The sequence below is a fragment of the Parahaliea aestuarii genome (assembly GCF_008064635.1).
Taxonomy (GTDB): domain Bacteria; phylum Pseudomonadota; class Gammaproteobacteria; order Pseudomonadales; family Halieaceae; genus Parahaliea; species Parahaliea aestuarii.
Genome location: NZ_VRYZ01000005.1, coordinates 1 through 24,526, shown reverse-complemented (window position 1 = coordinate 24,526; position 24,526 = coordinate 1). Strand labels below are relative to the sequence as shown.

Here is a 24,526-nt window from a genome sequence, read left to right as displayed (position 1 = left end):
AGGCCACATCATGACCAAACCCGTTCTCAACGCCGCCCTTGCCGGCACCTTGCTGCTGCTCGCCAGCACTGCCCAGGCCCACGCCCCCACCGACATTGCCGGAGGTTTCAACAGCGGCTTCCTGCACCCGCTGTTCGGCTGGGACCATGTAGCTGCCATGGTGGCTGTGGGTCTGTGGGGCGCCTTCCTCGGCCGGCCCGCCATCTGGCTGCTGCCGGTGGTGTTCCCACTGGTCATGGCCGTCGGCGGCGCTCTCGGCGTGGCCGGCATCGCCCTGCCGGGCGTGGAGATCGGCATCGCTGCCTCTGCACTGGTACTGGGGCTGATGGTCCTGCTGGCGGCGCGCCCGCCACTGCCGGTGGCCGCGGTACTGGTCGGCGTCTTCGCCATTTTCCACGGCCACGCCCACGGTACAGAACTGCCCCACGCAGCCAGTCCGCTGGCCTACAGCGTGGGCTTCGTGCTCTCCACCGGCTTGCTGCACCTGACCGGTATCGCCTTTGGCCTGCTCACCCACCTGCGCTTTGGCAACACCCTGGTACGCGCTGGCGGTGCTGTCATCGCAGTGGCCGGCGCCTGGTTCCTGTACCAGGCGCTCTGAGTGAATACGCGTTTGATCGCTGCTCGCTGGTGCCTGCCGGCGCTGCTGGCACTGCTGCCGCAACTGGCCCTGGCCCACAGTCCCATCGAAGGTATCGGGCGCTTCTACGGCGGCCTGCTACATCCGGTGCTGGTACTGCCACACGCCCTCGCCCTGCTCACCTTTGCCCTGCTGGTCGGTCAGTGTGGCGTCAGTGCCATGCGGCGGGCCTATCCGCCCTTTTTGCTGGCGCTGGCGGTGGGCCTGACACTGGCGGGCTTTGACATGACATTCGGCCTGCCGAGTGAACGCCTGCTGCTGTCCAGCGCGCTGCTGTGCGGTTTGCTGGTGGTGCTGCAATGGAAGTTACCACTACTGGCATTTACCGTGCTCGGCGCCATATTGGGTGCCGTGGTGGGACTGGATTCCGGGGTTGAGGCGGGCCTCAGCCGTCAGGAGACCTTCGCCGCCCTGCTGGGCTGCTGGCTGGGCGCGACCATTGGCCTGATTGTGATTGCCGGGGTCGTGGAGCTCGCGCGACGCCCCTGGCAAAAGGTGGCGATTCGGATTGTGGCATCCTGGGTGTGTGCCAGCACCCTGCTGGTGCTGGCACTGGCCCTGCGCTAGAGGGCCGGGGCGGGAAGCGGATCAGTCGCGATAGCCGGTAATGGCCTTGGCGGCCTGGTAGGCAAAGGTCATCGCCGGGCCGAGGGTTGAGCCCGGTCCGGGGTAACAGGGCAGCGTCGGCGCACTGCAGTTACCGATGGCGTACAGCCCCTCAATCACCGAACCGTCTTCACGCACGACCTGGGCGTCGGCATTGATCACCATGCCACCCTGGGTACCGAAATCGCCGGGATCGACCTTCATCGCGTAGTACGGTGCCGTATCCACAGGCCCCAGACAGGGGTTCGGCGAGAAACGCGGGTCGCCGTAGTAGCGGTCGTAGGCGGCGTCGCCGCGCTGGCACTCGAGGTCGACGCCGGTGCGGGCGTACTCGTTCATGTTGTCCACGGTTTTTTGCAGGCCATCCGGGTCGACGCCAATCTTGCGCGCCAGTTCCGGGATGGTGTCCGCCTTGGCAAAGAAGCCCTCTTCCTCGTAGCGCTTGGGCAGGGCCCAGTCCGGCCGGAATTTGCTGTTGTACAGGGGGCCTACAAAATAGCGCGCGCGGAAGTTGGCATCGAAGACCTGCCAGGCCGGATTGCAGGGGTTCTCGGCGCTGTGCTTCCTGAAGGTTTCCTGCTGGAAGGCCATGTAGTTCTGGGACTCGTTGCCGAAGCGCTCACCCGCCGGGTTGACCACGATGGAGCCCGGGTAGGATTTTTCCATAATCGACAGGCGCGGAATTTCTTCGCCAGGTACCGAGATGGTGTTGCACCACCAGGCCTCGTTGAGGCGGTGCATCTTCGCCCCCAGTCGGATGCCCTCGCGGATGGCGTCGCCGGTATTGTCCCGGGTGCCGGCACTCCAGCGGTGATCGGTGGGCTGGGGCAGGTACTGCTCGCGCATCTCCTGATTGTGCTCGAAACCGCCCGCGGCCAGGATCACCGCCTTGCGGGCCTGAATACGCAGCACCTGTCCGCCGCGATTCACCTCGATACCGAGCACCTTGCCGTTCTCGTCGATGACGCGGGTCATGGCGGTGTTCAGCCACAGCGGAATATCGCGGTCCTGCAGCGACGCGCGCAGGCGCGCCACCCCGGCACAGCCCGTAGCCAGACGGCGGTGGAATTTGTCCTTCAGACGCCAGGGAATGTCGATGAGGTAATCCAGCACCAGCTTGGCGGCGGTTTTCCACCAGCCCGGTTGCTGCCCGACCAGCAGGGCCGCCTCGACCTGGGTGATGCCGATCAGGCCACCGAGGTGCATCATGGGGTGGGTGCGACGCAGGCGCCGCCACTCCTCCCCCAGTTCATCGGCATTGAAGGGCTCCGGCTCCATGGAGCGGTGGCCTTCCCGCGCGCCTTCGAGATTGGTGTAGTAATCCGGGTAGTGCGCCAGTGACACATAGCGCACCTGGCTGCGCTGGTGAAGGAAGTCCACCATTTTGGGGCCGTTCTCGAGGAAGGCATCGAGCTGGTAGTCGGGCACCTCCTCCTCGGTGATCAGCTGGCGCAGATAGGTGCGGGCGTCGCTGGTGGAATCCTGCGCCCCCGCCTCCTGTGCATAGCGGTTGCAGGGAATCCAGACGCCACCACCGGAAATGGAGCTGGTGCCGCCGTAAAGGTGGGACTTTTCCACCACCAGGACATCCCGGCTACCCATCTCATAGCTGCACAGGGCTGCTGTCTGGCCACCGTTACCGGAGCCGACCACCACCACGTCAAAGCTGTAATCCCACTGTTGATCTGCGGACATGCACCACCTCATAAAAAGCAAGGCGCAATGGTAGCCCAGCCACCGGGGAAATCGGTGCCCCGCCTCCGGCGTAGCGTGCCGAAGTTCAATAAATTGGTCGGAGCATCAATGCTGGAATGAAAAGACGGACCGGCTTTCCACGGCGGATGGACTTGCCAGCCTTCACCGCACCTGACTAAGATGCTGTGCAGTGGCAATTCCGGTACCGCCACATCAGAACTGTACTGCCCCTGAACTACGATCCTGAACCCAGCACAACAACCAATCACAACAAGGATACGCAATATGCGCAAGCTGCTCCGTCATTCCCTGATCGCCGCCATCGGCCTCAGCGCCACCATTGCCGCCCCCCTCGCCATCTCTCACTTCGACGACAAGGAGCCGATGCAGTCTTCGCGGCAGTCCTACTTCGCGCTGGTGGCGGCCAGCTTTGGCCCGATCGGCGCCATGGTCAAGGGCGACATGCCCTGGGACGAGGCCGCGCTGAAGAGCTATGCCGGAGATCTTGAGAACCTTACCGAACTGAATGCCCTGCGCTTCTTCGCCGCCGGTTCCGAAAAGGGCACAACCCGTGCGAAGCCCGAAATCTGGAGCAACATGCAGGATTTCTCCGACAAATATGCGGCCCTGCAACAGGCCGCGGAGCAGCTGGAAGAAGTGGTGGATGACAGTGCCGGCGATCGCAAGGCGGTAGCCCAGGCCTTTGGCGAGGTGGGTCAGACCTGCAAGGCATGCCACGATGACTACAAGGCGAAGAACTACCTCTACTGAGCGGTAACTACCAGTAGCTGACCGGCGCCGGCACCAGGGCGAAAGCGGCCCACAGCAGACCGCCGAGCAGCACTACCACCACCGGCGCCCGCCACCAGGGCACCGGTGGCGCACTGCCCGCACGACCGACGGCACGGCCGCGAATCATGGCCTGGATCAGTCTGTCACCGCGCGCGAACTGGTAAAACAGTACCGATGCCAGGTGCAGGGCGATCATCCCCAGCAGCAGGTTGAAACAGACCTCGTGCACCACACCGAAGGCGTCCTGCCATTCACTGCTGACCAGGTGCCGCAGCGGGCCGTCGAACAGGATGTCGTCACCGTTGAACAGGCCACTGACTACCTGCGACAACAGAAGTACCAGCATCAGCAGCACCGACCAGCCCCCGAGGGGATTGTGACCCTCGCCAGCCGCAGCGTTACCGCGCAGGTAGGCAGCGACCGTTGCCGGGCCGCGGACAAAGCTGGCAAAGCGCGAGGCGCGGCTGCCCAGCCAGCCCCAGCACAGGCGGAACAGGAGGAGCAGCAACACGCTGTAGCCAATCCACCCGTGCCATTCCATGTGACCTTCCTCCGCCGTCCACCAGGCAGCCGGTATGGCCGCCACCAGCAGCCAGTGAAAGAGCCGGGTGGCCCAGTCCCACAGTGGGTAGGAGCTCTGATCAGGCATAACCGCAATCCTGGATGATAGTAACAGCTACACGCACCATGAACTGACCTACTGCGGCGCCTGCAGCAGATCCATCAGGGCCGTTACCGTCGCCTCGACACCCAGCGTCACCGCCGGCTCGGGTGTAATCTTGAACAGCGGTGAGTGATGCGACGGCACCGGTGCGCCGCCGGCCTCCTCGCGATCGAAGTCCGCCTGCGGGGTACCACCGATGGCGAAATAGGTGCTGGGAATAAAGGGATCGGTGGTGAAGAAGGGGAAATCCTCTGCCCCCATGCCCTTGCGCTTCTCCGGCTCTGCGATGCTGTCCGCGCCCAGCTTTTCCACCCACACGGCGCGCAGGCGCTGGGTCAGTTTGGCGTCGTTGATGGTGGGGGGCACCCACTCGTCAGAAACGATCACCTCTGGCAGCTTGTCTTCCGGCAGCCCGGCAACACGCCCCATGTTCTCCGCCACCCGCTTGATGCCATCGAGCAACAACTGGCGGGTTTCGAGGTCGTCGTTGCGCACCGTCAGCTGCAAGCGGGCCTCGTCGGAGATGATGTTGTGCTTGGTACCGGCGTGGAAGGACCCTACGGTAATCACCCCGCCAAAGCGTGGCGGCTTCTCGCGGCTGATCACGGTTTGCAGGGCCAGCACGATCTGGCTGCCGAGCACCACCGGGTCGACACCGCGGTGGGGGCTCGCGCCGTGGGCACCGACACCGTGGATGATGATGTCCACAGTATCCGCGCCGGAGTAGGGAGAATCCTCGGTGACACCGATCTTTCCGGTGGGCAGTTCCGAGGTCACGTGAAAGGCCAGGGCGTAATCGGGCTGGCCAAAGCGCTGCCAGAGATTGTCCTCCATCATCAGTTTGGCACCGCCGACCCGCTCCTCGGCGGGCTGGCCGATCAGCATTAGTGTGCCGGACCACTGGTCCTTGCGCGCCGCCATGGCGCGGGCGGTGCCCACCAGCGAGGTGATGTGCACATCGTGGCCGCAGGCGTGCATGACAAACACTTCGTTGCCGTCCCAGTCCACCTGTTTGGCACGGGAGGCATTCGGCAGGCCGGACTTCTCCTCCACCGGCAGGCCATCCATGTCGGCGCGCATCATCACCAGCGGGCCGGGGCCGTTCTCCATCATCGCCACAATGCCGGTGCCACCGACTCCCTCGGTCACTTTGAAGCCGGCCGCGCGCAGCTCTTTCGCCAGTCGCGCAGCAGTTTTTGTCTCCATGCCGGACAGTTCCGGGTTGCGGTGGAAATAGTCGAACAGGTCCCCGAGGTGGGCCTGGTAATCCGCCTGCACCGCCTTGCCGAGGTCTTCGGCATACGTCAGGGGTGTGGACAGGGCGATGCCGAGTGTGGCGGAGGCAAGCAGTTTGAAGGCTCGGGACATGGGCGCTTTCCTTGAGGTTTTTGACGTCAGCCGAGGAGGCTAACAGAGCCGGCGCAAAGCGCAAGCGCCGGCGGGGGCGCGCGCAGACAGGCCCCGTGCCAGTGCGTTAAAGTAGCGCCTTTTTCAGGATTTCACATGGTCACCGCCCCCCATCTCTGGTTGCGCGCCGAGCACCGGGCCAGCGAGCAGCGCAGTCCGCTTACCCCCGAGCACGCGGCAAAACTCGTGGCAGCGGGGATGCACGTGACGGTGGAGCAGTCAGGCCAGCGCTGTTTTCGGGATATCGACTACCAGGCCGCGGGCTGTCGACTGACGGCGCCGGGCTCCTGGCCGGTTGCACCCACCGACGCCTGTATTCTCGGCCTCAAGGAATTGCCCGACGACCACAGCCCCCTGCGTCACCGCCATATTTATTTCGCTCATGCCTATAAGCGGCAACCGGGGGCGACAGCCCTGCTGCAACGCTTCCTGCGCGGCGGCGGCCAGTTGCTGGATCTGGAGACGCTCTGCGACGACAGCGGTCGCCGCCTCGCGGCTTTCGGCTACTGGGCCGGCTACCTGGGGGCCGCCCTCGCGGTGATGAACTGGTTGGCACAGCAGGTACCGGACAATTGCGGGATGAGAGCCGTTGCCCCCTGGCACAGCAGTCGCGATCTGCTGGAAGAACTGTTGGCCATGCTGCAACCACTGCGCGGCCGGGCGCTACCGCACAGCCTTGTTATCGGCGCCGCCGGGCGCTGTGGCAGCGGCGCCCGCGCGCTGCTGGAGGCCCTGGCCCTGCCCTTCGATGGCTGGGATATCCCGGAGACACGCGACGGCGGGCCGTTCAGCGCCATTCTGGACTACGACCTGCTGATCAACTGCGTGCTGGTGCAGGAAGCGCTGCCCCCCTTCCTGACTGCCGATTTGCTGGCACAGCCCGCGCGTCGCCTGTCAGTCATCAGCGATGTCAGCTGCGATCCGGGCAGCCCCTACAATCCGCTGCCTGTCTACACCGCATGCACCGATTTCAGCCAGCCCAGCCAGCGGCTGCGCCCGGGCACGCCGGTGCTGGACCTGATCGCCATCGACAACCTGCCCTCCCTGCTGCCGATGGAGTCCAGTGCCGACTTCAGCAACCAGCTGCTGCCGGCCCTGCTACAATTGGCGGAATTTCCGGCCTCACCCTGGCAGGCCAACCTCGAACGTTTTCATCATCACACACGCGACCTGAAGGACGCCTGACATGCCCACCATTCACTGGCTCGGTGCCGGCCTATCCAGTGCCCCCGGTATCCGCCGCCTGGCCGCCGGCAACACCCCGCTGATTCTCTGGAACCGCACCGCCTCGCATGCCGCGGCTGTGGTGGCCGGCCTGTCTTCACCACCGGAAATCCGCACCCTGGACCTGGACGCGCTGGCTGCGGTCATCCGCAGAGGCGATGTACTGGTATCCATGCTGCCCGCCGACATGCACCTGCAGATCGCGCGGCTGGCGCTGGATAACGGGGCACACTTTGTATCGTCCTCCTACATCGCCCCCGAGATGCTGGCGCTGCACGACGAGGGACAGCAGCGGGGATTGTGCCTGGTCAATGAAGTGGGTCTCGACCCGGGCATTGACCACCTGCTGGCGCACCGCCTGCTGCACCAGTACCGGCCCCGACATCGCCCGGAGCACCGGCTGCGCTTTCGCTCCTGGTGTGGCGGCTTCCCCGCCCTGCCCAACGATTTCCGCTACAAGTTCAGCTGGTCACCGGTGGGCGTATTGCGCGCCCTGCGCGCACCCTCCCGCTGCCTCCAGAATGGCCGCGAAACCGTGGTGCAACGGCCCTGGCTGGGGCTCAGCCGCTATGACGCGGAGTTGCCCGCGGGGCGCGAGAGCTTCGAGGCCTACGCCAATCGCGACTCCCTGCCCTTTATCGCCCAGTACGGTTTCGACCCGTCCTGGCAAGTGGAGCAGTTCGTGCGCGGCACGCTGCGGCTGGATGGCTGGTCGGCTGCCTGGCAGCCCCTGTTCGAGGAATTGCAAAGCCTGGAAGGCGAAGCCGGCGAAACGCGGCTGCAGGAGATCGGCGCCGAGCTCTGGCACAACTACGCCTACGCCGAAGGCGAGGCCGACCGGGTTGTGCTCTGTGTGGAGCTGGAGGCACTGGAAGGTGGGCAGCCGGTGTGGCACGGCGGCCTGTGCATGGACGCCCGCGGCAATGAGAAAGGTTCCGCCATGGGGCGCCTGGTATCCCACACCGTCAGCCTGGCGGTGGACAGCGTGCTGGCCGGGGAGCTGGCGACCGGGGTCAGCGCCGCGCCCTCGGACCCGGCACTGATCGACGCCTGGTTTGCCGCCCTGTCTGAACTGGGTGACGAGGTGCACCCCTTGCCCGGAGCGCAACTCCAAACCTGAATCAGAATCCGGCTGTCGCCTCAGCCGAGGCGGTCTGCCATCGACAGGTCATAGCCCAGCTGATGCGCCCGTTCGCGGGCCTCAGCCCGTTCAGCCGCAGGGCGCGATGCCACCCACAGATTGGTGGAGCGGGTGCCGCTGCGACAGAAGGCCAGTACCGGACCGCCTTCGTCAAAGGCCGCGGCGACATCCTCCAGCGCGGCGCCGGGGAAGTTCATCGCTGTCACGGGCAGGAAGCGGTACTCCAGTCCCGCCGCTGCCGCCGCGGCGGCCATCTCCGCGCTGCTGGGCTGGCCGGGCACTTCGCCGTCCGGACGGTTGTTGAACACCACCCGGAAGCCGGCTTCGGCAATGGTCGGCATATCCAGCGGAGAGATCTGTTCCGAGGCGGCGACGCTGTCACTGAGACGAATAATTTTCATGGGAACTCCAGCACAAAAGTCAGGGGTTACTGCTTATACAGGGCTTCGAGTATCTGATCCACCGTGAAGGAAGCCGGGCGCTGTCGCGGCGGAAAGGCCTTCAGGGATTGCACAAATGCGCCTACAGCAACCTTGGCTTTCATCGCCTGAGGGCCAATTTTGTGATCCCACCAGTTGTTGTAGCCATTGGAATCGGTGTCCGCGCGCTCGAAGGGGTCGCGCCGCAGGTGAAACACCTTGGGAATACGCAGTGGAACGAAAGGATCGCGCCACACATCGAAGCGACTGGCGCGCTGCTCGGCAAATACCAGTTTCCAGTCGCCGATTCGCGCCGCAGTCAACTGGCCGTCGTCACTGAAGTAGAAAAACTCTTCCCGCGGCGTGTCTTCGCTGTTTCCAGTCAGATAGGGCAGGAAATTATAGCCATCCAGGTGGACTTTAAAGGACTTGTCACCGAAGCGCTTGCCCTTTTTCAGGTCGGCGACGACCTGATCCTGACCCGCCGCGGCCATCAGTGTGGGCACCCAGTCCAGATGTGACATCACCTGGTTGCTGATGCGACCGGCCGGAATACGCTGGGGCCAGCGCACCGCCGCCGGCACCCGGAAACCGCCTTCCCAGTTGGTATTCTTCTCACCGCGGAAGGGCGTGATGGCGGCATCCGGCCACATGTTGTAGTGGGGGCCGTTGTCTGTGGTGTAAAGCACAATGGTGTTGTCGGCAATGCCGAGTTTGTCGAGCTTGTCCAGCAACTGCCCGACGTGGCCATCGTGCTCCACCATGGCGTCGTTATAGAAACCCTGGCCGCTGACGCCAAGTGACTCGTCCTTGACGTGGGTGTAGTAGTGCATCCGGGTGGAGTTGAACCACACGAAGAAGGGCTTTTCGGCCTCGTTGGCGCGGTCGATAAAATCCAGTGACGCAGACAGGAACTCCTCGTCCACCGTTTCCATCCGCTGCTTGGTCAGCGGGCCGCTGTCCTCGATCCGGCCGTCGGCGTAGCTGTGAATCACCCCCCGGGGGCCAAAGCGCTTGCGGAAGGCCTCATCCTGGGGATAGTCGGGGTCTTCGGGATTTTCCTCGGCGTTAAGGTGGTAGAGGTTACCGAAAAATTCATCGAAGCCGTGGTTGGTCGGCAGAAACTCATCGCGGTCACCGAGGTGGTTCTTGCCGAACTGACCGCTGGTGTAACCCAGGGGGCGCAGCAGTTCCGCCAGGGTCGGGTCTTCCGGCTGAATACCCAGCTCTGCGCCGGGTATGCCTACCTTGGTGAGGCCGGTACGCAGCGGGTGCTGCCCGGTGATGAAGGCGGAGCGCCCTGCGGTACAGCTCTGCTCGCCGTAGTAGTCGGTGAAGATCGTGCCCTCGTTGGCGATACGGTCGATATTGGGGGTCTGGTAGCCCATCTGCCCCATGCTGTAGCGGCTGATATTCCAGATGCCGATATCGTCGCCGAAGATCACCAGAATATTCGGTTTGTCGGCAGCCAGTGCCAACTGGCAGCAAATCGCAAGCAGCAGGGCCGTGGCCACGCGGCCGATGCGGGTTGTCGGAAACATGCTTGTTATCCTTCTCGTCGTGGTTGTAGACACGCTGTCTGTGACTATAGCGCAAGCGCAGCGGGTGAGCTTACCGCTGCGCCAGAAGCCGCTCTGTAAAGCAGGCGACAATTACCTCAGAGCGCACCGATGCCGCTCAGGCCCTGCCAGAGCAGCCGCGCCCCCACCAGTGCCAGAAAAGCGCTGATAATACCGTAGTACAAGCGGGGCTCGGTACGCTCCACCAGGTAGCGCCCCAGCAGTACGCCGATCGGCGCCAGCGGCACCAGCACCAGGGAATAGAGGAGGTTCTCGCTGCTGAACTGGCCCAGCAGGTAATAGGGCACCAGCTTGACGGCGTTGACCGCTGCAAAAAACAGCCCGGCAGTGCCGGCAAACAGCAGCGGCGGCAACCCACGGGGCAAGAGATACATGGTCAGCGGCGGGCCACCAGCGTGAATACTGAAGCTGGTAAAGCCGGCCAGGCTGCCAAAGCCCGCGGCACTGACGGCATTGTGGGGGCGCGCCTTGCCGGCAGATCCGGACAGCAGGAAGTGGGCACCGAACACCAGCGCCACCACCCCTATCAGCACCCGCATCCAGTCATCGCTCATGCTGTCGGCGGTGAAATAACCGATCACTACACCGACCAGGGCCGCCGGCAACAACAGCTGCAGGGCGCGGCCGTCGTACTGGCCCCAGTAGCTTTTCACTACCACCGCATCCATCACCACCAGTATCGGCAGCAGGATGGCGGCGGCCTGGGTCGGCGACATCACCAGTGCCATCAGCGGCACCGACACCATGGCGATGGCGCCGCCAAAACCGCCCTTGGCAACACCGTAGAGCAATACCGCGGGAATGCTGACGAGGTAGAAAAGCGGCTCGTTCAGCAAGGGCGCATCAATCGACGAGGCCGAACTCGTCGCGCAGTACCGCGATGATTTCCGCCTTGGGATTGTCGGAAATCACCAGCTTTTCACCGGTGATGCGCTCGGCAATACCGACATAGGTGTCGGACACGGCCATCAGCACCTCGGTGGGCAGGGCATTGTCGCGGGCCAGCGCCTTGCGCTCTTCCATGCGATCCTTGTTCAGCAGGATGTCGCTGTCCGGGAAGTGGTTGAGCAGCAGCTGGCGGAAACCCTCTTTGGAATTTTCGACGATCTTGCCCTCGCGCCAGGCCGGACCGTCCCAGATACGGGAGGAGTCGGGCGTTCCGACCTCGTCCATATAGATCAGTTTTTCCTCGCCGGCAGCGTCGGTGACGTAGCCAAACTCGAACTTGGTATCGACGAAGATCTGGTCCAGCTTGGCCAGTTCGTCGCTGATCACATCAAAGCCCTCCTTCAGCAGGGTTTCGTAGCGATCGATGTCATCCGGCGTGGAGAAATTGAAAGCCGCGTAGTTGGCCTCTATGTCAGCACGGGTGATGTTCACATCATCCACCGCCGGCACACCCGGGATGCCCTCCAGAATGCCTTTGGTAGAGGGCGTGATCAGCAGCTCCGGCAGCTTCTGGTCGCGCTCGAGGCCGTCGGGGATGGCGATACCGCAGAACTCGCGCTCGCCCTTGGCGTAGGAACGCCACATGGAACCGGTGATGTACTGCCGGGCGATGGCCTCGATCATCACCGGGCGCGCCTTTTGCACAATCCACACCAGGGGGTGGGGAATCTCCAGGATGTGACTGTCGGCCAGGCCCTGCTCGCGGAACAGGCGGAACCAGTGATTGGAAATGGCGTTCAGGGCCGCGCCCTTGCCCGGGACACCGGCCATGCCGCCCTCGCCGTGCCAGATGCAGTCGAAGGCGGATATGCGATCGGAGATCACCATGATGGCCAGCGGCGCATCGGCGGCGACGTCGTAGCCGCGCTCGCGGACCAGTCGCGCGCTGTCCTCTGGCGTCAGCCAGTAGACCGAGCGCACCTTGCCGCTGTGGATGGGTTCCGCAGTGCGGATGGGAAGATCGTTGTTTACCGCCAATACCTTGTCTGCAAGACTCATTTGCCTGTCCTGATCTGTCGATTGCTGTTGGAGATAATCGCGGCGCCGGGACGCCGGACGCCGGACGCCGGACGCCGGAAAAGCGCGGATCATAGCAAAATCCTTGCCTCGAAGGCATCCCCGCCAGCGCCCGGGTTTGGCGCCTGCGCACCCTTCCTCTATCATTGGCAGCCCTCCGCCCTCGCGAGTCCCGTCGATGCCCCGCCTTTTCCGCACTGCAACCGCCTGCCTGCTCCTGCTGACCACCGTGCATGCCGGCGCCGCCTCACTGGCCGATTGCGCCCTGATTCGCGATGACACCCTGCGCCTGGGGTGCTACGACGCCCTGGCCCAGGACCAGGCCATGCAGTCCAAGCCCACGGAGAACGACGCCCCGGAGCAGGAACTGATCGTCGATGAAGGCCCCGGGCGCAAGGAACTGCTGGCGGGCGAGCGCCTGCGCCAGGAGGAGGCCATTGCCAACAATGCTTTCGTACTGACGCCCCACCGCCGCAACTACCTGCTGCCAGTCACCTACAACGCAAAACTCAATGAGGAAGCCTGGAACAGCCAGTACCCCGAAGACAACATGCAGGACGTCGAGGCCAAATTCCAGTTAAGTGTCAAAGCGCTACTGTGGGAAGACATCTTTGGTGAGCGCGGCAACCTGTGGGTCGGCTACACCCAGGAGAACTGGTGGCAGGTTTACAATGAGTCCTCCCCCTTCCGCGAGACCAACTACCAGCCGGAGCTGTTCCTGACCTTCGCCAATGACTGGGAAGTCCTCGGTTTCACCAACACCGTGCTCAGCCTCGGCATCAATCACCAATCCAACGGCCAGGGCGGCGACCTTTCGCGCAGTTGGAACCGTATCCTGGGCGGCGCCGTGTTCGAGCGGGAACGCATGACCCTGAGCGCCCGCGCCTGGTACCGCCTGCCAGAGGACGACGGGGACGACGACAACGCCGACATCCTTGAATACTACGGCTACGGCGACCTCACCGGCGTATGGAAGTACAAGCAGAACGAGTTTTCACTGATGTTGCGCAACAATCTGCGCGGCGGCGACGACAACAAGGGCGCCGCACAGCTGGAATGGAGCTTCCCCATCAGTCCGCGCTTCAAGGGTTACGTGCAGTATTTCTACGGCTACGGCGAGAGCCTGATCGACCAGGACCACCTGACCAATCGCATCGGCATCGGTTTTTCACTGACGGATCTTCTGTAGCTCGCGAAAAGGGCGGTAGGTCACCGGCTCGCGCAGGGCGGTATGGCGGTGCTCGCGCAGGTGCAGGGCAATGTCGACGCCCAGTTTGAGCAGAATCAGAATGACCAGCATGGACAGCGGCTCCCCCAGGGCCATGACACCAAACCCGCCGAAAAGCACCGTCAGGTGCAGAATCACAATCCGGCCATAGGGCGCAAACATCAAGACCTTGATGCCCAGCTGGTCGCGCTCCCGGGCCAGCAGGAAATTCATTACAAACGACACACCGTGGCTCAGCATCAGCCCGGCGAAAGCCAGCAGCCAGGCAGCGGGGGCGTGTTCAAGTACCTGTCGCACCACATCCACCAGCAATTGAATGAAGACCAGGAAGAAGGGCCATTGCTCGCCCCTGAAAAAATCCGCCTCGGGGTCGATCAGTATCTTCAGAATGAACAGGCCGTGTACCGCGCAGAACCCGCCGTAGTGCACGCTAAAAAAACAGGCAGAGAACAGGCCACCCAGGGGAGCGGTGATCAACATCTTCAGCACGGTGTAAAACCCGAGCACCAGATTCTCCGACCAGTACAGCACCAGCAGCGCGCCCACATCCCAATCCAGCAGCAAGACGCCGTACAGGGGTAACAGGTTCGCCAGTATCAGCAGCAACAGCGAAGCCTGGCGCCTCAGCCCCGCGTAAAGCGACTGGCTGTGGCCCGTCATATCTGTCATGGTCCCTCCCTGATACGCCTGCATGCGACCTGATTCCAGACGCGCAAAGGGCTAGAATAGCTCAGCCCCGCGCACCCACCAACGCGGGGTCGCCATTCATCCTGTAAAGCCAGAAGGTGCAAGCGTCCAACCATGAAAGCTGTAAACCCTCACCGCCACCTCCGGATACGTTCCCGGATGCTCTCCCTGACCTTGCTGCCCGGCCTGGTGGCCGTCAGTGGCCAGACCATGGCCAACACGGATGGCGAAGCGCTACGGACCGAGCAGGTGCTGGTCACCGCCACCCGCAGCCCCCGGGACGCCCTGCGCCTGCCCCTCAGTCACAGCAGTGTGGATGCCGACGCCATCGACCTTACCGGCGCTATCCATATCAATGAACTCATGCAGCGGGTCCCCGGCAGCTGGATCAGCCGCGGCAACGGCCAGGAGAGCCTCACCGCCCTGCGCTCGCCGGTACTCACCGGGGCCGGGGGCTGCGGCTCCTTCCTGATGGCCGCGGACAGCATCAGCCTGCGCGCCCCTGGCTTCTGCAACGTCAACCAGCTGTTCGACGCCAATACCGAACAGGCCGGCCGGGTGGAGGTCATCAAGGGTCCCGGCACCGCTCTCTATGGCACCAGCGCCATGCACGGGGTGATCAATGTGCTGTCCCCCACCCCGGCACAAATGCCGGAACAGAATCTGTCGCTGGAGGCCGGCCCCAATGACTACTATCGCGGCAGCTATCACTACAGCGGCACACAGGGCGGCCACGGCGTGGATCTGCGCATCAACGGCAGCACCGACGGTGGCTACCTCGACGACGCCGGTTACGACCAGCAGAAACTCAGCCTGCGCCACGACTACAGCGGCGCGGTATGGCAGTTCCAGAGTGTGCTGGAGGGCAGCAACCTGAACCAGGAGACCGCCGGCTTCATCAGCGGCTACAAGGTCTACGAGGACGATGACCTGCGCCGCGAAAACCCCAACCCCGAGGCCTACCGCGATGCCTGGTCCGTGCGCGCCTACAGCCAGGCCTCACGCGATTTGGGCGAAGGCATGACCCTGCAGATCACCCCCTACTACCGCAACAACCGCATGACCTTCCTGCAGCACTTCGTGCCCTGGCAACCGGTGGAGGACAACGGCCACGAGAGCCTCGGCCTGCGCGGCCTGCTGCAGGGTGACAGCGGCAACCTGACCTGGATGGCCGGCGCGGAAGCGGAGTTCACCGACGGCTGGCTGACGGAAATCCAGGACGGGGATTTCAGCCCCAACCAGCCCGCCGGGGTGCACTACGACTACCAGGTCGATGCCCTCACCGCCGCCCTCTTCACCCAGTTGAGCTGGCAGCTCGCCGAGCGCTGGACACTCGATGGCGGCCTGCGCTACGAGGACACCCGCTACGACTACGACAACCGGACCGGCGATGGCGACGCCTGCGCCCCCACCGCCTCCGCGTGCCGCTTCTTTCGCCCGGCGGACCGCAGCGACAGCTTCGAGGACGTGACAGTTAACGTTGGACTCGCCTTCGAATACCGCCCGCGGCAGGTGCTGTTCCTGCGCGCCGCCAATGGTTTCCGGGCACCGGAGACCAGCGAGCTCTATCGCCTGCAGGCCGGGCAACAGGTGGCGGACCTGGATTCAGAGCAGATCGACAATATCGAAGTGGGCCTGCGTGGTGATGTGGCGGGCGCGCTGAGCTACAGCCTGTCGCTCTACCACATGCGCAAGGAGGATGTGATTTTCCAGGACGCCGACCGCTTCAATGTCAGCGGCGCCCGCACCCGCCACCGCGGAGCGGAACTGTCGCTGGACTACCGCTTCCTGGAACAGTGGTACGCCGGACTGGACTTCAGCGTGGCCAAACACAGCTACGACAACAATCCACAACTGCTGGGCGTGGAAGAGAGTATTGCCGGCAACGACATCGACACCGCCCCGCGCCGCTTCGGCAGCGCCCGCCTCGGCTGGCAGGGGCAGCGCGCGCAGGCGGAGCTGGAGTGGGTCTACCTGGACAAGTACTACCTGGAGCCCACCAACAGCTTTGAGTACGACGGCCACCAGCTGTTGAACCTGCGCGGCTCCCTCGCCCTGGGGCAGGGTCTGTCCGCCACGCTGCGGGTCACCAACCTGCTGGACGAGGACTACGCCGAGCGCGCCGATGTCGGCTTTGGGGAGTATCGCTATTTCGTGGGCCAGCCGCGCAGCGTCTACCTGCAACTGGATTACCGCCTCGGCGGCTGACCCGCGAAAGGCTCAGGACATCGAACGGATGCCCACCGCCTCCCTGACCTGCGCCAGCAGGGGCGCGCTGTGGGCACGGGCCTTCTCGGCGCCGCGCTGAAGTACTGACTCGATATAGTCCGGATCATCCAGCAGGCGGTTGTATTCCTCCCGGGCCGCGGCCAGCTCGCCGTTCACCAGTTCGAACAACTGCTTCTTGGCCTCGCCCCAGGCGATGCCATTCTCGAACTCGCTGCGCATGCGCGCGGTTTCTTCCTCGCTGGCGAAGGCACTCCACACCTGGAACACAGTGGAATCATCCGGGTCCTTCGGCTCGCCGGGTTCCAGCAGGTTGGTCTTGATCTTGTTGATGTGCTTCTTGAGCTGTTTTTCCGGTAAAAACAGGGGGATGGTGTTGCCGTAGCTCTTGCTCATCTTGCGGCCGTCCAGGCCCTGCAGCACTGCCACGCTGTCATCAACCACTGCTTCGGGCAGGGTGAACATCTCCTTGTAGTTATGATTGAAGCGCTGTGCAATATCTCGCGCCATCTCAAGGTGCTGCGTTTGATCCCGGCCCACCGGCACCTTGTGCGCATTGAACATCAGGATGTCCGCCGCCATCAGGATCGGGTAGTTGAACAACCCCATGGTGATGCCGAAATCCGGGTCTTCACCGGCGCTCTCATTGTCCTGCACCGCCGCCTTGTAGGCGTGGGCGCGGTTCATCAGGCCCTTGGCCGTGTTGCAGGTGAGAATCCAGGTCAGCTCCGGTATTTCGCGGATATCGGACTGGCGATAGAACACCGCCTGGTCGATATCCAGCCCCAGGGCCAGCCAGGTGGCGGCGATCTCGCGGCTGGACTGGGCCACGTGATCCGGGTCCTGGCATTTGATCAGGGCATGGTAGTCCGCCAGAAAGAAGAAGGATTCGGTGCTGGTATCACGGGACGCGGCGATCGCCGGGCGAATGGCGCCGACGTAGTTGCCCAGGTGGGGCGTGCCGGTAGTGGTGATACCCGTGAGGACGCGCTGTTTGGCGGCTTGGCTCATGCGGCTGGCTCGGCTGTAAAAGGCGGCAATTCTAGCGGGATTCGCCGTCCCCGACCAGCGCACACAGGGCGCGGCGCCAGCGGGGAGCCAGCGCGTCGAGGGTGAAGCGCTGCACTGACGGTACCTGCGCCTCCCCCAGTTTCAGCGCGGCGGTAACGGCGACAACCCGGTCCGCGGCGGCAACAGCCTCTCTGTCGGGGTGATCGGTGCTGGACGCGTAGAGGTTCTGCGCCGGATAGAGTTCCGGATAGGCGAGACGCTGCGGCAGCACCGGCACACAGCCCCGCTCCACCGCCTCCATCACGGCCACCCCCTGAAATTCATGCAGGGCTGTGGCGAGGACAATATCCGCCTGCGCCAGCAGGTGCTGGTAGTCCTCCACCGCTGCCAGCCAGCCCATATGAACAAGACGGGGGCCCAGGTCGCGAGAGAGGCGTTTGAACACCTCGGGGGTTTGGCGAAACGCCTGGCCGACAATGGCCAGTTCGAAATCCAGCTCCCGCTCCACCAGCACATGCAGCAGGGCTTCCAGTCGCTCACCGCCCTTGTCGTACTCCTGGCGGCCGGGCCACAGCAGGCGCACCGGGCGCTGCGCCAGGTCGCCCTGCCCGCGCCAGGGGTTGAAGTCGGAACGGTCCTCTGCTCCGGGCAGCAGCGGCACCGGCAGCACCGCACTTTTCTGCGCCAGCAAATCCGCCGCTTCCCTGGGGGCATAGTCCGGCAGTTTTTTCAGTAACGCGGCGACACCGGCGATAAAGCTGTCCCGGTTCCATTGGCTGTTAAAGGCAAGGCCATCCGCCGCCAGGGCGCTGTAGAGACTGACCATCTGCGCCTCCAGCAGCCCGTGCCGGCCGCGACCGGGGGGATAGGCAAACTGGTTTTCGTGGAAATACAGCAGCGTGGGAATACCCGCCAATGCAGGGACCAGGCCCCGCAGGGTCGCCAGGTCCACCATGGAAGTGGCAATCAGCAGATCAGCGCCGGCCTCCAGCGTGTGACGTTCGCGCAGGGCCCAGTGCAGGGGATTGCCGCGCACACGCCAGCTGAAGTGGCGCGGCGGCAGGCTCAGGCAGGTCCACTGCCAGTCCGGACACATGGCCTCGAGCCCGCGCCGCCAGTAGCGGTGGCTGCCGGCGTCGTAGGCGGAGAGCAACAGTACCCGCAAGGGGGACTCAGTCGGCGACGGCGAACAGGGGGCCGGAGTGATTGTAGAAGCGGCGCAGAACCCGGCTCAGGTCCCAGGCGTCGCGACTGCCGGCCAGTTCGCGAATGGAGTGCATACCGAAGGTCGGCACACCGATATCGAGGGTGCGGATACCGGTGCCACCGGCGGTGATCGGGCCGATGGTGCTGCCACAGGCCATGTCGGTGCGCACCACAAAGGCCTGCACCGGCACGTCTTCGACGGCGGCCAGCAGCCGGTAGAGGCCGGCGGTCTCGCTGTTGGTGGCGTAGCGCTGGTTGGCATTGATCTTGATCACCGGCCCGGCGTTCAGTTTGGGGCCGTGATTGTCGTCGTGCCTGTCGGCGAAATTGGGGTGGATCCCGTGGGCGTTATCGGCCGAGATCATCATCGAGGAGTCAGTCAGCGCGGCGTAGCTGGCCTCGTCGCCACCGGCGATACGACGCAGCACCGAACGCAGCAGTGGCCCCTGGGCACCGGCGGTGGACAGGCTGCCCACTTCTTCGTGGTCGTTGCAGATCAGCAGGCTGCTCTGGCTGCCGTCGGCGGCCAGTAAAGCCTGCAGGCCGGTAAAACAGCTGAGCAGGTTGTCGAGGCGGGCGGAGGCGATGAACTCGCCGTTCAGGCCCACCGGTGCCGCCACCTGGGTGTCGTAGAAGGACAGCTCGTAGTCCAGCACCCGGTCCACATCGATCCCCGTGTGTTCGCTCCGCAACTGTCCGGCCAGCAGGCTGCGAAAGTCCGGTTTGTCGTCGCTTTGCAGCTGGGTGAGGATGGGCAGGATATCGGTCTGGGGGTTGACGCTGCGGTGCTGGTTGACCTCCCGGTCGAGGTGAATCGCCAGGCTGGGAATGAAGGCAATCGGGCGCTGGAAATTGACCAGCGCCGTCTGCATGACGCCGCTGGAATCGGCATAACTCACCCGGCCGGCGAGAGACAGGTCGCGATCGAACCAGGGGTTCAGCAGCACCCCGCCGTAGACCTCCACCCCGAGCTGGTAGTAACCCTGGCGCACCTTCTCGGGCTGGGGTTTCACCATCAGGCAGGGGCTGTCGGTGTGCGCGCCGACCATGCGCATGCCCTGCCCGGGCCCGGCCTCACTGCCGACGACAAAAGCGACCAGGGAGCTGTCGTTGCGGGTCAGGTAGTATTTGCCGCCGGCGGCCAGCTGCCAGTTGCGGGCTTCCTGCAGGCGCTGGAAGCCCGCTTCCTGCAGCATGGAGGCCATTGCCTGAACGGCGTGAAAGGGAGTGACGGCAGCGGCGAGGAACTCGCACAGCGTCTGATTGAAGGTGTCGCAACTTGCCTGGGACATGACTACCTGACCTGGGGTTGACGGGGCCGGCAGCCCCGGAAAAGCCCGCTAGGGTAGTCGGCAGCCCCTAGCGGCGCAAGTCGTTGATCGCGGCCTTGAGTAGACCCTTCTGCACCGCGGCGCTCCACTGGCCATCGCCTGCCGCCGCAGCCACGCCGAGGCCGGAGACCAGGCAGTGCAGGGTACGCCAGGCATTGAGTGGCGACACGCCTTTCTTCAGTTCCTTTTTCTGGGCCTGGCGCAGCATGCGCATTGCCACCGCCTGACGCCCGGCCTGGCGCTCCGCCAGTACCTCGGCAACGGCATCCGACTGCCCGGCCAGGGTGACAAAGGCCAGCCGTACCCGCCACTCGTCAACCAGTTCGTCGGTCACCGGCAACTGCGCCATCAAGCGGGCCTGCAGCGATGTCAGTCCACCGGGACCGTCATCTTCCGCCGGCAGGCGCGCATCACAGCGGTTTTCAATATAGTTGAGAGCCGCCAGCAGCAGTTCCTGCTTGTCCGCGAAATAGTGCTGCACCATCCCCTTGGTACACCCGTGACGGGCCGCCACGGTTCGCAGTGTTGTGTGTTCAAGTCCGGACTCAGCCACCACCTGTGCGACCGTCGCCGATAACAGTGAACGCTGTTCTTCGTGATCCACAATCTTGGGCATCGCCTGGGTCCTCCAATGGGTCACCCTCGCTGGTCTGATTGAGTGTAGCAAAGGCTAAAAATGTTGCCCGGAAGATTTTTTCTAGGCCACCCAGATGGCATATAGAAGCGCAGCGAGGGCGACGCGGTAGTAGACGAAAGGCATCAATCCGATGCGATCGAGCAGGCGCAGGAACAGGCCGATACAGGCGTAGGCGGTAATACCTGCCACCAGGGCGGCAAAAACCAGCGCGTTCCAGTCGACGGGGCCGCCGCGCTCGATCAGATCAAGCACCTTGAGCAGGCCGGCACCGCCGATCACCGGTATAGAAAGAAGGAATGAGAACCGTGCCGCGTCATGCCGGGACAGGCCCAGCATCAGGGCCGCAGTGATGGTTACCCCGGAACGCGACACCCCCGGTATCAAAGCCAGGGCCTGGGCCAGGCCCACGGCAATGGCGATACCCCAGCTCAAGGTCGCCCCGCCACCACCGCGGCGGTCGGCAAGCCCGAGCAGCAGCCCGAACACCAGGGTCGTAGTGGCGATAACCGGCAGACTGCGCAAACTGGACTCGATGAAGTCGTCCCCGGCAAAGCCGAAAGCCACCGCCGGCAGCGTCGCCACCGCCAGCTGGGCGACCAGGCGTCGCTGTTCCGGGGCGTCGGCACGGCCGTTACCGAGGCAGGCCGCCGCCATCTCGAAGAGGTCGCGCCGATAGAACAGTACCACCGCCGCGAGGGTACCGACATGCACAGCCACATCGAAGGCCAGCCCCTGGTCCGGCCAGCCGAAAACCAGTGAGGGAATTACCAGATGGGCGGAGCTGGAGATGGGCAGAAACTCGGTGAGCCCCTGCAGCAATGCCAGGATTGCAGCCTGGGTGTAATCAATCATGCGGGTTTGCCCTGTTCAGACAGCTTTTTCCAGGAGATCTCATCGCGGACATAAACCGGGCACACCGCTTCGGCGGATTGCACCTGCCCCCGGGCCAGCTTCGCCAGCGCCACCGGGAACTGATCGCGGGCCCGGGGCAGCAGATCGGCGTAGCAATGACTCAGGCGCGAGCGCAATTCACTCGGCAGGGCCGCGAGGTGATTGAGGCCGCTACCCACTGCGACCATCGCGCCCTGCCCCGCCGCTGCCATTGCCCCGGGTTTGCACACCGCTGCAACGTCCAGGGCGACAAGTTCTGCCCCGTCGACCCGGAAACGGCACCAGTAGAGTTCACCGATCTGGGCATCGAGAGTACTGAGGATCGTGTCACCGCTGCTGACCAGCCCCTCCCGCAGGGCCGCATGGGCCTGGGCCTCCAGGGTCGAAACCGGTACTGCTGGTAAACGGTTGGCAAAACACAGACCCTGCACAGCGCTGGCACAGACGCGCAATCCGGTGAATGAACCCGGGCCTTCCCCGTAACAGATGGCATCGATACCCTGCTCGCGCAAACGACCACTGGGCAGCAACTCAGCCAACATGCCAAACAGGCGCTGACTGTGCTGGCGGGGGATGATTTCGTGACATTCGCTGATTTCACCCTGATGCAACAGGGCGACGGAGCAAGCGTCAGTGGATGTGTCGATTGCGAGCAGATTCGCCATACGTGGTCGTGGTCAGATGGTCCCGGGGCGGGTGCCGGCCCGTTGCCCGACACAGTGAATTCTGGAATTATCCCACAGGCTCCGGAACTGACGGAAGACAAGAAGAGGCTGAACACTGAATACATTGAACCCAGAAGCCCGGCGCATCACCGGCCTGATCCTCGCCGGAGGCGCAGGGCGCCGTGTGGGCGGCCGCGACAAGGGCGCCCTGAGCTGGCAGGGCCGCCCCCTTGTGGAGCATGTCGCCAGCCGTTTGCGGCCACAGGTCGGCGAACTGTGGATCAGCTATAACCGCAACGCCCACCTTTACGCCACACTCGGCGATCGCCTGTTCAAGGACCACCTCCCGGGCTTTGAAGGCCCTCTGGCAGGTGTCGCCGCGGCAGGCAGCGCTGTCAGCAGTGAATTCCTGCTGCTCAGCGCCTGCGATACCCCCGCCCTACCCACCGACCTGGCCCGCCGCCTGCTTGGGCCGATGGGCGATGCCCGGATGCAACTCGCGGTGGCATTTGACGGAGAACGGGAACAGTACCTGGCGGCGCTGTTGCGCAGCGAGAGTTTGACCTCCCTGCAATCCTATCTGCAGCGCGGCGAGCGCTCCGTACGCGGCTGGTATGCCACGCTGCGTCGGGAGCGCGTGGATTTTTCGGACTGCGCACAGGCCTTTCGCAATATCAATCATCTCGAACAGGCCTGAATCACAGCGCCGCTAAACGAAAACCGCCGGCACATTGGCCGGCGGTCGTAGCTCAACGATTGAACCCCTTCAGGATTTCTTCGCGGCCTTTTTGGGGGCAGCCTTTTTAGCTGCTGCTTTTTTGGGAGCTGCCTTGCGCTTGGGGGCCGCCTTGCGAACTGCGGCCTTTTTCTTCGCCGGAGCCTTGCGCGCCGCTGCCTTGCGCTTGGGCGCTGCCTTCTTCGCGGCGGCTTTCTTGCGCTTGGGTTTGGCGGCAGCTTTTTTCTGCGCGGCTTTCAGTTTGGCGGAAGCTTTCTTCTCAAGCGCCTTAAGCTCACGTTCGAGCTTTTTCTCCAGCGCTGTGATCTTCTTCCCATCCGCACGAGCGCGCGTTTTGCTCCAGGTGGCCGCGTACTTGGCCAGCGCCTTCGCTTTCTCGATTTCTGTCTTCGCAGCCAGCTCGGCCTTTTTCGCCAGCAACTTTTCCTTCAGTGCCAGGCGGGCCGCCTTCAGCTTGGCGTCATCTGCCGCTTCACTGGCCCGCTTGCGCGCCGTTGCAATGCGCTCGCGAACTGCCTTTACTCTGGCGGAAGCTTTGGAGGATGCCAGCGCAGCACTCTTCGATGCCCGCTTGTCAGCCTTTGCCTTGGCAGCCGCTACACGCTTGCGAGCTTCCGCCAGTTTTTTCTGCTCCGTTTCCAGACCCTTTTGCAACTTATCCAGCGCATCGTTAGCACGTTTCAAAGCCGGTGTTTCAGCAGGCTTGGCTGCTGCCTTCCTGCGGGGGGCTTTCCTGGCCACGGCTTTCTTCGCCGGTGCCTTACGGGAAGCTGCCTTCTTCTTAGCGGTTGCCATGTCGCAAATCTCCACGGTTGTGATACGGGTGACGCCTGCACAAAATAACAACAATCACATTGGCGCACAACAAATTGAATCGTCGTTATAGCCTGTAAATAAACGGGTTTCCCGCGCTAAGGAACTCCTACTAACGGGAGAATTTCGCGAACGCCTGCACTCAGAAATTTTTTTTCGACGCAGGAAAACACTGCAAAACAAGTAGTTTTATAAGATTCGAAATTCACAACCCGGAAGGAATGCACATCGCGGCCGCTGTATAGATTCACGAAACCACAGCCTGATTCGCACCAATCGTGATGAAAATATTTTTATGCATTATTGCAGTTTTCAGACGAGCTGAGCGCGCATGAACGATCCTGTGCGTTGATCAATCACATCGGCAGAGATGCACAAGAGGTCGCATTGCCGAAGAGCAGCGCACCCGACTTGCCGTGCAATACACAGATTTGAAATTGAATGTCGCGACTGCTGGTGACTCGACAGGCAAGTACATGCCAGCCGGGCGAAAGCGAATTCGCGCTTTGCAATGCGCTTCAGCACTCCGTAGATGCCACTCGGTATGTTGTGCAGCGTTTACAGTAGATGGATACAGCGAGATCGGCGGCCTGATCAGGCGCTCCGATTTCAGATGTCGGAAACCAAACAGGCAGCCTCCGGAGCGTCCGCGGTCAGCGGTTCGTCTGACGGCCTATAAAAAAACCCCCGAACCTTTCGGTTCGAGGGTTTGTTTGGTGGAGCTAACGGCCGGGGTCGCGTCCGAGATCGAACCGCACGCGGTTCGATGTGCCATAAAAAAACCTCCGAACCTTTCGGATCGGAGGTTTTGATTGGTGGAGCTAACGGCCGGGGTCGCGTCCGACATCGAACCGCACGCGGTTCGATGTACCATAAAAAAACCCCCGAACCTTTCGGATCGGAGGTTTTGATTGGTGGAGCTAACGGCCGGGGTCGCGTCCGACATCGAGCCGCACGCGGTT

The 24,526-nt window shown here is 63.4% G+C and carries 23 protein-coding genes; 8 read left to right on the top strand and 15 right to left on the bottom strand.

From position 1 onward, the window contains the following. The first annotated feature begins 10 nt into the window (after positions 1 to 10). A complete protein-coding gene (locus FVW59_RS11845; protein WP_148064561.1) occupies positions 11 to 601 on the top strand; it encodes a HupE/UreJ family protein in 591 nt (196 codons plus the stop codon). Next, positions 602 to 1,207 (top strand): HupE/UreJ family protein, encoded by a 606-nt coding sequence (locus tag FVW59_RS11840; RefSeq protein ID WP_148064560.1) that lies wholly within the window; start codon positions 602 to 604, stop codon positions 1,205 to 1,207. Positions 1,208 to 1,228: 21 nt separating this feature from the next. Here the strand turns inward: FVW59_RS11840 and FVW59_RS11835 are convergent, their stop codons facing one another. Beyond that, positions 1,229 to 2,941, bottom strand: a complete 1,713-nt coding sequence (locus FVW59_RS11835; RefSeq protein WP_148064559.1) for an FAD-binding protein — start codon at positions 2,939 to 2,941, stop codon at positions 1,229 to 1,231. Between the two features lie 285 nt (positions 2,942 to 3,226). On the opposite strand from FVW59_RS11835, the gene FVW59_RS11830 reads away from it, so the two are divergent. Then, entirely contained in the window at positions 3,227 to 3,712 is a 486-nt protein-coding gene (locus FVW59_RS11830; RefSeq protein ID WP_148064558.1) for a c-type cytochrome, read from the top strand. 7 nt (positions 3,713 to 3,719) lie between these two features. Here FVW59_RS11830 and FVW59_RS11825 read toward each other — a convergent pair whose 3' ends face one another. Further along, positions 3,720 to 4,382, bottom strand: coding sequence for a cytochrome b/b6 domain-containing protein (locus tag FVW59_RS11825; RefSeq protein ID WP_148064557.1), 663 nt, complete (start codon positions 4,380 to 4,382; stop codon positions 3,720 to 3,722). A 48-nt stretch (positions 4,383 to 4,430) separates the two neighbouring features. Then, positions 4,431 to 5,765, bottom strand: coding sequence for an amidohydrolase (locus FVW59_RS11820; protein WP_148064556.1), 1,335 nt, complete (start codon positions 5,763 to 5,765; stop codon positions 4,431 to 4,433). A gap of 135 nt (positions 5,766 to 5,900) precedes the next feature. On the opposite strand from FVW59_RS11820, the gene FVW59_RS11815 reads away from it, so the two are divergent. Both FVW59_RS11815 and FVW59_RS11810 read left to right on the top strand, forming a co-directional pair. Then, positions 5,901 to 6,989 carry a saccharopine dehydrogenase gene (locus FVW59_RS11815; RefSeq protein ID WP_148064555.1) on the top strand — a complete coding sequence of 363 codons (1,089 nt, stop codon included), beginning with the start codon at positions 5,901 to 5,903 and terminating at the stop codon, positions 6,987 to 6,989. Between the two features lies 1 nt (position 6,990). After that, positions 6,991 to 8,148: a saccharopine dehydrogenase family protein gene (locus FVW59_RS11810; RefSeq protein ID WP_148064554.1), complete on the top strand. Its 1,158-nt coding sequence runs from the start codon at positions 6,991 to 6,993 to the stop codon at positions 8,146 to 8,148. Positions 8,149 to 8,168: 20 nt separating this feature from the next. On the opposite strand, the gene FVW59_RS11805 is transcribed toward FVW59_RS11810, so the two are convergent. The 4 genes from FVW59_RS11805 to FVW59_RS11790 form a co-directional block, all read right to left on the bottom strand. Next, a complete protein-coding gene (locus FVW59_RS11805) occupies positions 8,169 to 8,570 on the bottom strand; it encodes a protein tyrosine phosphatase family protein (RefSeq protein WP_148064553.1) in 402 nt (133 codons plus the stop codon). A gap of 26 nt (positions 8,571 to 8,596) precedes the next feature. Next, on the bottom strand, positions 8,597 to 10,129 hold the full coding sequence (locus FVW59_RS11800; protein ID WP_148064552.1) for an arylsulfatase: 1,533 nt from the start codon (positions 10,127 to 10,129) through the stop codon (positions 8,597 to 8,599). 116 nt (positions 10,130 to 10,245) lie between these two features. After that, complete coding sequence (locus FVW59_RS11795) at positions 10,246 to 11,004, bottom strand: sulfite exporter TauE/SafE family protein (RefSeq protein WP_148064551.1); 759 nt, start codon at positions 11,002 to 11,004, stop codon at positions 10,246 to 10,248. Between the two features lie 7 nt (positions 11,005 to 11,011). Next, positions 11,012 to 12,115: a phosphoribosylaminoimidazolesuccinocarboxamide synthase gene (locus tag FVW59_RS11790; protein WP_148064550.1), complete on the bottom strand. Its 1,104-nt coding sequence runs from the start codon at positions 12,113 to 12,115 to the stop codon at positions 11,012 to 11,014. A 196-nt stretch (positions 12,116 to 12,311) separates the two neighbouring features. On the opposite strand from FVW59_RS11790, the gene FVW59_RS11785 reads away from it, so the two are divergent. Then, positions 12,312 to 13,322, top strand: coding sequence for a phospholipase A (locus FVW59_RS11785; protein WP_148064549.1), 1,011 nt, complete (start codon positions 12,312 to 12,314; stop codon positions 13,320 to 13,322). Here the strand turns inward: FVW59_RS11785 and FVW59_RS11780 are convergent. Next, positions 13,302 to 14,030, bottom strand: coding sequence for a DUF6498-containing protein (locus FVW59_RS11780; RefSeq protein WP_148064548.1), 729 nt, complete (start codon positions 14,028 to 14,030; stop codon positions 13,302 to 13,304). The genes FVW59_RS11785 and FVW59_RS11780 overlap by 21 nt on opposite strands. A 177-nt stretch (positions 14,031 to 14,207) precedes the next feature. Here FVW59_RS11780 and FVW59_RS11775 point away from each other — a divergent pair, with 177 nt between their 5' ends. Beyond that, positions 14,208 to 16,256 (top strand): TonB-dependent receptor, encoded by a 2,049-nt coding sequence (locus FVW59_RS11775; RefSeq protein WP_246139719.1) that lies wholly within the window; start codon positions 14,208 to 14,210, stop codon positions 16,254 to 16,256. 12 nt (positions 16,257 to 16,268) lie between these two features. Here the strand turns inward: FVW59_RS11775 and trpS are convergent, their stop codons facing one another. From trpS to tsaB, 6 genes are all read right to left on the bottom strand, one after another. Beyond that, positions 16,269 to 17,285: a tryptophan--tRNA ligase gene (gene trpS, locus FVW59_RS11770; RefSeq protein WP_148064547.1), complete on the bottom strand. Its 1,017-nt coding sequence runs from the start codon at positions 17,283 to 17,285 to the stop codon at positions 16,269 to 16,271. A gap of 31 nt (positions 17,286 to 17,316) precedes the next feature. Further along, complete coding sequence (locus FVW59_RS11765) at positions 17,317 to 18,450, bottom strand: tRNA-queuosine alpha-mannosyltransferase domain-containing protein (protein ID WP_148064546.1); 1,134 nt, start codon at positions 18,448 to 18,450, stop codon at positions 17,317 to 17,319. A gap of 7 nt (positions 18,451 to 18,457) precedes the next feature. Beyond that, entirely contained in the window at positions 18,458 to 19,783 is a 1,326-nt protein-coding gene (locus FVW59_RS11760) for a M18 family aminopeptidase (protein ID WP_148064545.1), read from the bottom strand. Positions 19,784 to 19,850: 67 nt separating this feature from the next. Beyond that, on the bottom strand, positions 19,851 to 20,438 hold the full coding sequence (locus FVW59_RS11755; protein WP_148064544.1) for a TetR/AcrR family transcriptional regulator: 588 nt from the start codon (positions 20,436 to 20,438) through the stop codon (positions 19,851 to 19,853). An 81-nt stretch (positions 20,439 to 20,519) separates the two neighbouring features. Continuing rightward, on the bottom strand, positions 20,520 to 21,308 hold the full coding sequence (locus tag FVW59_RS11750) for an undecaprenyl-diphosphate phosphatase (protein ID WP_148064846.1): 789 nt from the start codon (positions 21,306 to 21,308) through the stop codon (positions 20,520 to 20,522). Continuing rightward, positions 21,308 to 22,015 (bottom strand): tRNA (adenosine(37)-N6)-threonylcarbamoyltransferase complex dimerization subunit type 1 TsaB, encoded by a 708-nt coding sequence (tsaB, locus tag FVW59_RS11745; RefSeq protein WP_148064543.1) that lies wholly within the window; start codon positions 22,013 to 22,015, stop codon positions 21,308 to 21,310. Before tsaB ends, FVW59_RS11750 begins: the two co-directional genes overlap by 1 nt. Before the next feature lie 124 nt (positions 22,016 to 22,139). Between tsaB and mobA the strand changes: the two genes are divergently transcribed. Then, positions 22,140 to 22,712, top strand: coding sequence for a molybdenum cofactor guanylyltransferase MobA (mobA, locus tag FVW59_RS11740; RefSeq protein ID WP_222711499.1), 573 nt, complete (start codon positions 22,140 to 22,142; stop codon positions 22,710 to 22,712). A 69-nt stretch (positions 22,713 to 22,781) separates the two neighbouring features. Here mobA and FVW59_RS11735 read toward each other — a convergent pair whose 3' ends face one another. Beyond that, on the bottom strand, positions 22,782 to 23,546 hold the full coding sequence (locus FVW59_RS11735; RefSeq protein WP_148064542.1) for a hypothetical protein: 765 nt from the start codon (positions 23,544 to 23,546) through the stop codon (positions 22,782 to 22,784). Positions 23,547 to 24,526: the final 980 nt, after the last annotated feature.

What these genes read in the sequence shown, in the direction of transcription:
- FVW59_RS11800 (WP_148064552.1), bottom strand. Translation starts at nt 10,129, where the DNA reads ATGTTTCCGACAACCCGCATCGGCCGCGTGGCCACGGCCCTGCTGCTT.
- FVW59_RS11810 (WP_148064554.1), top strand. Translation starts at nt 6,991, where the DNA reads ATGCCCACCATTCACTGGCTCGGTGCCGGCCTATCCAGTGCCCCCGGT.
- FVW59_RS11735 (WP_148064542.1), bottom strand. Translation starts at nt 23,546, where the DNA reads ATGGCAACCGCTAAGAAGAAGGCAGCTTCCCGTAAGGCACCGGCGAAG.
- FVW59_RS11815 (WP_148064555.1), top strand. Translation starts at nt 5,901, where the DNA reads ATGGTCACCGCCCCCCATCTCTGGTTGCGCGCCGAGCACCGGGCCAGC.
- FVW59_RS11760 (WP_148064545.1), bottom strand. Translation starts at nt 19,783, where the DNA reads ATGTCCCAGGCAAGTTGCGACACCTTCAATCAGACGCTGTGCGAGTTC.
- FVW59_RS11775 (WP_246139719.1), top strand. Translation starts at nt 14,208, where the DNA reads ATGCTCTCCCTGACCTTGCTGCCCGGCCTGGTGGCCGTCAGTGGCCAG.
- FVW59_RS11820 (WP_148064556.1), bottom strand. Translation starts at nt 5,765, where the DNA reads ATGTCCCGAGCCTTCAAACTGCTTGCCTCCGCCACACTCGGCATCGCC.
- FVW59_RS11835 (WP_148064559.1), bottom strand. Translation starts at nt 2,941, where the DNA reads ATGTCCGCAGATCAACAGTGGGATTACAGCTTTGACGTGGTGGTGGTC.
- FVW59_RS11790 (WP_148064550.1), bottom strand. Translation starts at nt 12,115, where the DNA reads ATGAGTCTTGCAGACAAGGTATTGGCGGTAAACAACGATCTTCCCATC.
- FVW59_RS11825 (WP_148064557.1), bottom strand. Translation starts at nt 4,382, where the DNA reads ATGCCTGATCAGAGCTCCTACCCACTGTGGGACTGGGCCACCCGGCTC.
- FVW59_RS11785 (WP_148064549.1), top strand. Translation starts at nt 12,312, where the DNA reads ATGCCCCGCCTTTTCCGCACTGCAACCGCCTGCCTGCTCCTGCTGACC.
- FVW59_RS11845 (WP_148064561.1), top strand. Translation starts at nt 11, where the DNA reads ATGACCAAACCCGTTCTCAACGCCGCCCTTGCCGGCACCTTGCTGCTG.
- FVW59_RS11755 (WP_148064544.1), bottom strand. Translation starts at nt 20,438, where the DNA reads ATGCCCAAGATTGTGGATCACGAAGAACAGCGTTCACTGTTATCGGCG.
- FVW59_RS11780 (WP_148064548.1), bottom strand. Translation starts at nt 14,030, where the DNA reads ATGACAGATATGACGGGCCACAGCCAGTCGCTTTACGCGGGGCTGAGG.
- FVW59_RS11830 (WP_148064558.1), top strand. Translation starts at nt 3,227, where the DNA reads ATGCGCAAGCTGCTCCGTCATTCCCTGATCGCCGCCATCGGCCTCAGC.
- FVW59_RS11805 (WP_148064553.1), bottom strand. Translation starts at nt 8,570, where the DNA reads ATGAAAATTATTCGTCTCAGTGACAGCGTCGCCGCCTCGGAACAGATC.
- trpS (WP_148064547.1), bottom strand. Translation starts at nt 17,285, where the DNA reads ATGAGCCAAGCCGCCAAACAGCGCGTCCTCACGGGTATCACCACTACC.
- tsaB (WP_148064543.1), bottom strand. Translation starts at nt 22,015, where the DNA reads ATGGCGAATCTGCTCGCAATCGACACATCCACTGACGCTTGCTCCGTC.